The sequence below is a fragment of the Sphingosinicella sp. genome (genome assembly GCF_013911755.1).
Taxonomy (GTDB): Bacteria; Pseudomonadota; Alphaproteobacteria; order Sphingomonadales; family Sphingomonadaceae; genus Sphingosinicella.
In genome coordinates this window covers 1-6444 of sequence record NZ_JACESP010000046.1, presented here as the reverse complement: position 1 = coordinate 6444, position 6444 = coordinate 1, and the positions used below count along the sequence as shown (strand labels likewise).

The 6444-nt window shown below is 65.6% G+C and carries 5 protein-coding genes; 4 read left to right on the top strand and 1 reads right to left on the bottom strand.

Annotation, left to right across the window (positions count from 1 at the left end):
* The coding region (locus H2052_RS17765; protein WP_293784946.1) for a hypothetical protein at positions 1-210 on the top strand (210 nt) is incomplete at its 5' end.
* Here H2052_RS17765 and H2052_RS17760 read toward each other — a convergent pair.
* A complete protein-coding gene (locus tag H2052_RS17760; protein WP_293784943.1) occupies positions 207-860 on the bottom strand; it encodes a TetR/AcrR family transcriptional regulator in 654 nt (217 codons plus the stop codon). The genes H2052_RS17765 and H2052_RS17760 overlap by 4 nt on opposite strands.
* A gap of 126 nt (positions 861-986) precedes the next feature.
* Here H2052_RS17760 and H2052_RS17755 point away from each other — a divergent pair, with 126 nt between their 5' ends.
* From H2052_RS17755 to H2052_RS17745, 3 genes are all read left to right on the top strand, one after another.
* Entirely contained in the window at positions 987-2144 is a 1158-nt protein-coding gene (locus H2052_RS17755) for an efflux RND transporter periplasmic adaptor subunit (protein ID WP_293784940.1), read from the top strand.
* The gene (locus H2052_RS17750; RefSeq protein ID WP_293784937.1) at positions 2141-5305 is read left to right on the top strand and encodes an efflux RND transporter permease subunit; all 3165 of its coding nucleotides are present in this window, start codon (positions 2141-2143) and stop codon (positions 5303-5305) included. Before H2052_RS17755 ends, H2052_RS17750 begins: the two co-directional genes overlap by 4 nt.
* Positions 5298-6444 (top strand): efflux transporter outer membrane subunit (locus H2052_RS17745; protein ID WP_293784934.1); only part of this gene is annotated, 1147 nt, incomplete at its 3' end. The genes H2052_RS17750 and H2052_RS17745, both read left to right, overlap by 8 nt.

Below are 6444 nucleotides of genomic sequence, written 5' to 3'. Positions count from 1 at the left end.
GCCACGAGCGGCGACAAGATCGTGCCGCATACGATCCATACCGGTCGGCTCATCGATGCGCTGAAGGCGAACGGCAAGGTCCACGAGGCCAGGATTTACGACGAGGCGCCCGGCGGCCACGTGTTCATGAAGGGTGCGACGCCCGAGCGCGATGACGCGCTGAAGCGCATCGTTGCCTGGTTCAACCGCTGGATGGGGCCTGCGCGTTAAGCTCCGGCCTCATCCTTCATTCCGAAGCGATCGAGAAACCCGGAGAGGCGCCAGAGCGTGTCCTCGCGTGAGGGTTTTTCCGCCGGTCTACCCAGCATGAACCGGATCGGCAGATTGCAGAGCAGTATGGCGAGATAGAGTTCTGCGGCCTGCTGCGGACGGTCGATTCGCGCAAGGCCACGCGCGTTCCAGTTTTCGAAAAGCGTCGCGATATGGGCGACGTATTTCATCTGCATGTCGTTATCGAACGCCGCGCCGAAATCGGGGTCGTTAAGGCTTTCCATGATCACGAGGCGCATCACGGCGATCTTGCGCGGCGCTGTTGCAAAAGCGAGATAGCGGATCGCGAACTCTTCGAGGATGCGCCGTGGCGGCAAACCGCTGGCCAGCAGCGTGTCGAGATCCTTGAGGCTTTCGTCGTTGCTGCGATCGACCACGGCACGCAGCAGGCCCTGCTTGTTGCCGAACATCTGGTAGATCGTGGCGAGCGAACCGCCGGAGCGCTGCACGATCGTGCTCAGGCTGACGGAGGGATAGCCGTATTCAAGGAACAATGCCTCCGCGGCGTCGAGAATGGCCTGCCGCCGGGCGGTACGGCGCTCGTCCTGCGTCAAGCGCGGTGCGTCAAGCTGGTCTGCCTCTGCGTTCATGCTATTTTGGCGTTCCCCATATGGATCTTGTCTTTGGTTATTGACCTGTAATGTACGTTACACTACTTGCTTTGACAAGGGCGGTACCGACAGTGTCCCGATTCATCCCCCCGCGACGGAGTTTTCATGCGTAACAACCGATGGCTGGCAGCAGCGGCACTGGCCGCCTGCGCGTGGCTTTCCGCCTGCGCGGAGGATGCCCAGCCCGCGCCCCCTCCACCCGAAGTCGAGGTCGTCACGGTCCGGTCCCAGCCGGTTGCGAACGTCATCGAGCTGCCGGGGCGTGTGCAGGCGATCCGTACGGCGGAAGTGCGCGCGCGCGTGAACGGCATCATCGAACGCCGCCTGTTCGAGGAGGGCACGGACGTGAAGGCAGGGCAGGCGCTGTTCGCCATCGATCCGCGCGAGATGACCGCCGCGCTGAATGCCGCGCAGGCAACGCTCGCCCGCGCGCAGGCGACGTCGGCGAACGCGGCGCAGGATCTGCAGCGCTACGAAGGGTTGATCGCCGGTCAGGCGATCAGCAAGCAGGAATATGATGCGGCGAAGGCACGGCTGAGCACCGCGCAGGCCGATGTCGATCAGGCGCGCGCGCAGGTCGCATCGGCCCGGCTCAATCTCGGCTACGCGACCGTGCGGGCGCCGATTGCGGGCCGCGCGGGGCGGGCGCAGGTCACCGAGGGCGCGCTCGTCAGCGCCTCGCAGGGCACGCTGCTCACCACGATTGAGCAGATCGATTCGATCTACGTGAACTTCTCGCAGTCGAGTTCCGATCTGCTCGCCATCCGCCGCGACATCGCCGGCGGCAAGCTGCACATCCCGGAGCTTGGCCGCTGGGATGTGACGCTGATCCTTGAGGACGGCACGGCGTATGAGCAGACCGGCCACATCGACTTCCTCGACCTCTCGATCGACGAGGCGACGGGAACCGCCGCGCTGCGTGCCGAATTCCCGAACCCCAGGCGGATCCTGCTGCCGGGCCAGTTCGTGCGCGCGCAGATCGGTGCCGGAACGCGGGCGAACGGCATCCTCGTGCCGCAGCGCGCGGTCACCGTCGCTGAAGACGGCGGCAGCGTTTACGTGGTCGGCGCTAAGGACGTCGCAGAGGTGCGCCCCGTGAAGCTCGGCCGGCTTCAGGGCGACAGCTGGGTGATCGATGAGGGGCTTCGCAGCGGAGACCGTGTCGTGGTCAGCGGCCTTCAGGGTGTCCGCCCCGGCCAGCCGGTCCGCATCGCGGGCGCCGCGCCGAAAAAGGCCGCCGAGAAGACTGCCGGCGCCAAATGACCCCGCGTTTCTTCATCGATCGCCCCGTCTTCTCGTGGGTGCTCGCGCTCTGCATCACGCTTGCGGGCGTGCTGGCGCTGCGCGGCCTGCCGGTCGAGCAGTACCCGTCGGTCGCGCCGCCCTCGCTCACGATCCAGCTCACCTATCCCGGCGCCGATGCCGCGGTGCTCGAACAGAACGTCACGCAGGTCATCGAGCAGCAGCTGAACGGCGTCGAGGGCTTCCTCTACATGTCGTCGACCAGCCTCTCGAACGGCACGGCGGAAATCCAGGTCACTTTCAGCACCGGCACGGATATCAACGAAGCCCAGATGGAGGTGCAGAACCGCCTGCGCCGCGTCGAACAACGGCTCCCCGAGGAGGTGCGCCGTCAGGGCATTTCCGTCGCCGAGGCGAACACCGGCTTCCTGCTCATCGTCGGGCTGCAATCGAAGAGCGGCAAAACCGCCGCACTTGATCTCGGCAATTTCGCCAACAGCCGCGTCGTCGATGAACTGCGCCGCGTGTCGGGCGTCGGCGAGGTGCAGGTGTTCACGCCGCCCTACGCGATGCGCATCTGGCTCGATCCGCAGAAGCTTGCGAACTACCGCCTCTCGGCCGCCGAAGCGCTCGCGGCGGTGCGCGAGCAGAACAGCCAGTCGCCGGGCGGTGCGCTCGGCGATCGGCCGCTGGCGAACGGCAGCGAGCTCAACGCCACGATCATCACGCAGAGCCGCTTCACGAATCCCGAACAGTTCGCGGCGATCATCCTGCGCGCGAACCCGGATGGCTCGGCCGTACGGCTCAAGGATGTGGCCCGCGTCGAACTCGGCGCGCAGAACTACCTGTTCGATTCCGAACTGAACGGAAATCCGGTGGCGGGTATTGCCGTGCAGATGACGCCCGGCGCGAATGCGCTCGCCACGGCGCAGGGTGTCAATGCGCGCATGAAAGAGCTGGAGCGCAGCTTCCCCTCCGACATCACGTGGACGATTCCCTACGACACGACGCCGTTCATCAACGTTTCCATCAGCGAGGTCGTGAAAGCGCTCGCGGAGGCGATGCTGCTCGTCTTCCTTGTGATGTTCCTGTTCCTTCAGAACTGGCGGGCGACGCTCATTCCCACGATCGTGGTTCCGATCGCGCTCGCCGGGGCTTGCCTCGGCCTCTGGCTGTTCGGATTCTCGATCAACGTCCTGTCGCTGTTCGGCATGGTGCTCGCGATCGGCATCCTCGTCGACGATGCCATCGTCGTCATCGAGAACGTCGAGCGCATCATGGTCGAGGAAAAACTGTCCCCCTACGAGGCGACGGTGAAGGCGATGAGCCAGATCACTTCGGCGATCATCGGCATCACGCTCGTGCTGATGGCGGTGTTCATTCCGATGGCGTTCTTTCCGGGCTCGACCGGGCAGATTTATCGCCAGTTTTCGGTGACGCTGATCGTCTCCATCGGCTTCTCCGCGCTGCTCGCGTTGACGCTGACGCCCGCGCTCTGCGCCACGTTCCTGAAGCCGCACACGGAGATCAAGGAACGGGAAGGCCGGTTCGCGCGGGTGACGGGCGGCTTCTTCAATCGGTTCAACGCATGGTTCTCCCGGTCGACGGATCGTTATCAGGGTGCGGTCGGCAAGGTTCTGTCGCGGCCGCTGCGCTGGCTCGCGGTGTTCGTGCTGCTCTTCGGGCTCACCGCGATCATGTTCACGCGGCTTCCGGGCGGCTTCCTGCCCACGGAGGATCAGGGCAGCATCATCACCGTTGTTCAGGCGCCTGCCGGTGCGACCCGCGAGCGCACCGAGGAAGCGATTGTCCAGGTGAAGGCGTTCTATGCCTCGCAGCCGCAGGTGGAGAACGTCTTCGTCGTTCGCGGGTTCAGCTTTTTCGGGCAGGGACAGGGCAACGCGATCATCTTCGTGAACCTGAAACCGTGGGACGAACGCAAGGGCGTCGAGAACAAGGCGGATGCGATCGTCGGCCGGGCCATGGGCGCGTTCATGCAGATCAAGCAGGCGATGGTGTTCGCGCTCAATCCGCCATCTATTCAGGAACTCGGCACAGCCGGCGGTTTCACGTTCAAGCTGCAGGATCGCGGTGGTCACGGGCATAAGGCACTTACTGCGGCGCAGGGGCAGCTTTTGGGTTTGGCGTCGCAGAGCCCGGTGCTATCGGGCGTGCGGCCTGACGGACAACCGGAAGCGCCCCAGCTTCGCGTGCTCATCGATCGCATCAAGGCGCGCGCGCTCGGGCTTTCGATCGGCGATGTGAACGATACGCTCGCGATTTCGTTCGGCAGCGCCTACGCGAACGATTTCACGCGCGACGGCCGCGTTCTGCAGGTGCTGTTGCAGGCCGATGCGCCCTTCCGGATGACCCCGCAGGACGTGCTTGATCTCAAGGTGCGCAGTGCATCGGGCGACATGGTGCCGTTCGGGGCCTTCACGCAGGTGGAATGGACAGCGGGCCCGCAGCAGCTCCAGCGCTATAACGGCTATCCATCGATGACGATCTCCGGCGCCGCCGCGCCGGGCCGTTCGACGGGTGAGGCGATGGCCGAAATGGAGCGGCTCGCCGAACAGCTGCCGGAAGGCTTCGCCTACGAATGGACGGGCATCTCCTACGAGGAGAAGCAGTCGGCGGGTCAGATCGGTCTGTTGCTCGGCCTGTCGCTCGTCGTCGTCTACCTGCTTCTCGCAGCGCTCTATGAAAGCTGGGCGGTGCCCATGTCGGTGCTGCTCATCGTGCCGCTTGGCGTGCTCGGCTCGGTGCTGCTCACGGCGATGCGCGGGCTTTCGGCGGACATTTATTTCAACGTCGGGCTCGTCACCATCATCGGCCTCGCCGCGAAGAACGCCATCCTCATCGTCGAGTTCGCGATCGAGGAGGAAGCGAAGGGCAAATCTCCGCTCGAAGCGACCATGGAAGCCGTGAAGCTCCGCCTCAGGCCCATCATCATGACGTCGATGGCTTTCATCGGCGGCATGTTCCCGCTGTTCATCGCGAGCGGCGCGGGTGCGGCGAGCCGCCGCGCAGTCGGCACCGGCGTGATGGGCGGCATGATTACCGCAACGCTGATGGGCATCTTCCTCATTCCGCTGTTCTATTATGCGGTGCGCCGCTGGATCAGCCGCAGGCGCCCACCCGCGCCCGGCGAGTTGCGTCACGTGGAGACGACCGATGCGTAAGCTTCTGCTCCTCTCCGCGCTGCTCGTGTCCGCGTGTCAGATGGCGCCGAAGCACGAACGCCCGGCGCTGCCCACCGCGCCTCAATATCCGCTTTCGCTCGATCCGGCTGACGGAACGCGGGCGGCAACCGTCGGCTGGCGCGATTTCTTCGCGGACCCGGCGCTCCGCACGCTGATCGGCACGGCGCTCGAGCGCAACCGCGACCTCGCCGTCTCCATCGCCCGCATCGAGGAAGCGCGCGGCCTTTACCGGATCCAGCGGGCCGACCGGCTGCCGACGATTGCGGCGAGCGGCGATGCAGTGCGGAACCGGGGGCAGGTGATTACGCCCGCGGGCGTTGCCGTGGCGGAGCAGGATCGTTTTTCCGTCGGTGTCGGCGTTTCGGCGTTCGAACTCGATTTCTGGGGCCGGGTCCGCAACCTCTCCGAAGCGGCACGGTCGCAATATCTCGCGACCGTGCAGGCCGAACGCGCTTTCCGGCTCAGCCTCGTCCGCGACGTCGCGACCACCTGGTTCGCGCTACGCGAGACCGAGGAGCGCATCACGCTCGCTGAAGCGACGGTGAAAAGCCGTGAAGACGGCGTGCGCATCGCCCAGCGCCGCCTCGATGCGGGCGTCACCTCCGCGCTCGATTTTCGGCAGGCCGAATCGCTGCTCACGCAGGCCGAAACCGAGCTTGCAGGGCTCCGCCTTTCGCGCAGCCGCAACGCGAACTTCCTCGCCGTGCTCGTCGGCGGCCCGCTGCCCGAAACCGCTGCGCCGCTTGCTCTTTCCGAGCAAGATGGCTTCCCGAGGCTCGCGGCGGGCCTGCCTTCGGACCTGCTGACGCTGCGGCCCGACATTCTCGCTGCCGAGGAAACGCTTCGCGCCGCCCGCGCCAACATCGGCGCGGCGCGCGCGGCCTTCTTCCCGACCATCTCGCTCACCGGCACGCTCGGCTTCGCGTCGAATGAACTCGATTCGCTCTTCGATGACGGCAGCTTCAACTGGAGCGTCGGTCCGGCGCTCAATCTGCCGATCTTCGATTTCGGCCGCCGCAAGGGCAATCTCACCGTCGCGGAGGCGCGCGAGGACATCGCCGTCGCCCAGTACGAGAAGACCGTGCAGCTCGCCTTCCGCGAGGTGGCGGATGCGCTCG

Bases quoted from the DNA above. Each gene is read 5' to 3' on its own strand.
- H2052_RS17750 (WP_293784937.1), top strand. From the start codon at position 2,141: ATGACCCCGCGTTTCTTCATCGATCGCCCCGTCTTCTCGTGGGTGCTC.
- H2052_RS17755 (WP_293784940.1), top strand. From the start codon at position 987: ATGCGTAACAACCGATGGCTGGCAGCAGCGGCACTGGCCGCCTGCGCG.
- H2052_RS17760 (WP_293784943.1), bottom strand. From the start codon at position 860: ATGAACGCAGAGGCAGACCAGCTTGACGCACCGCGCTTGACGCAGGAC.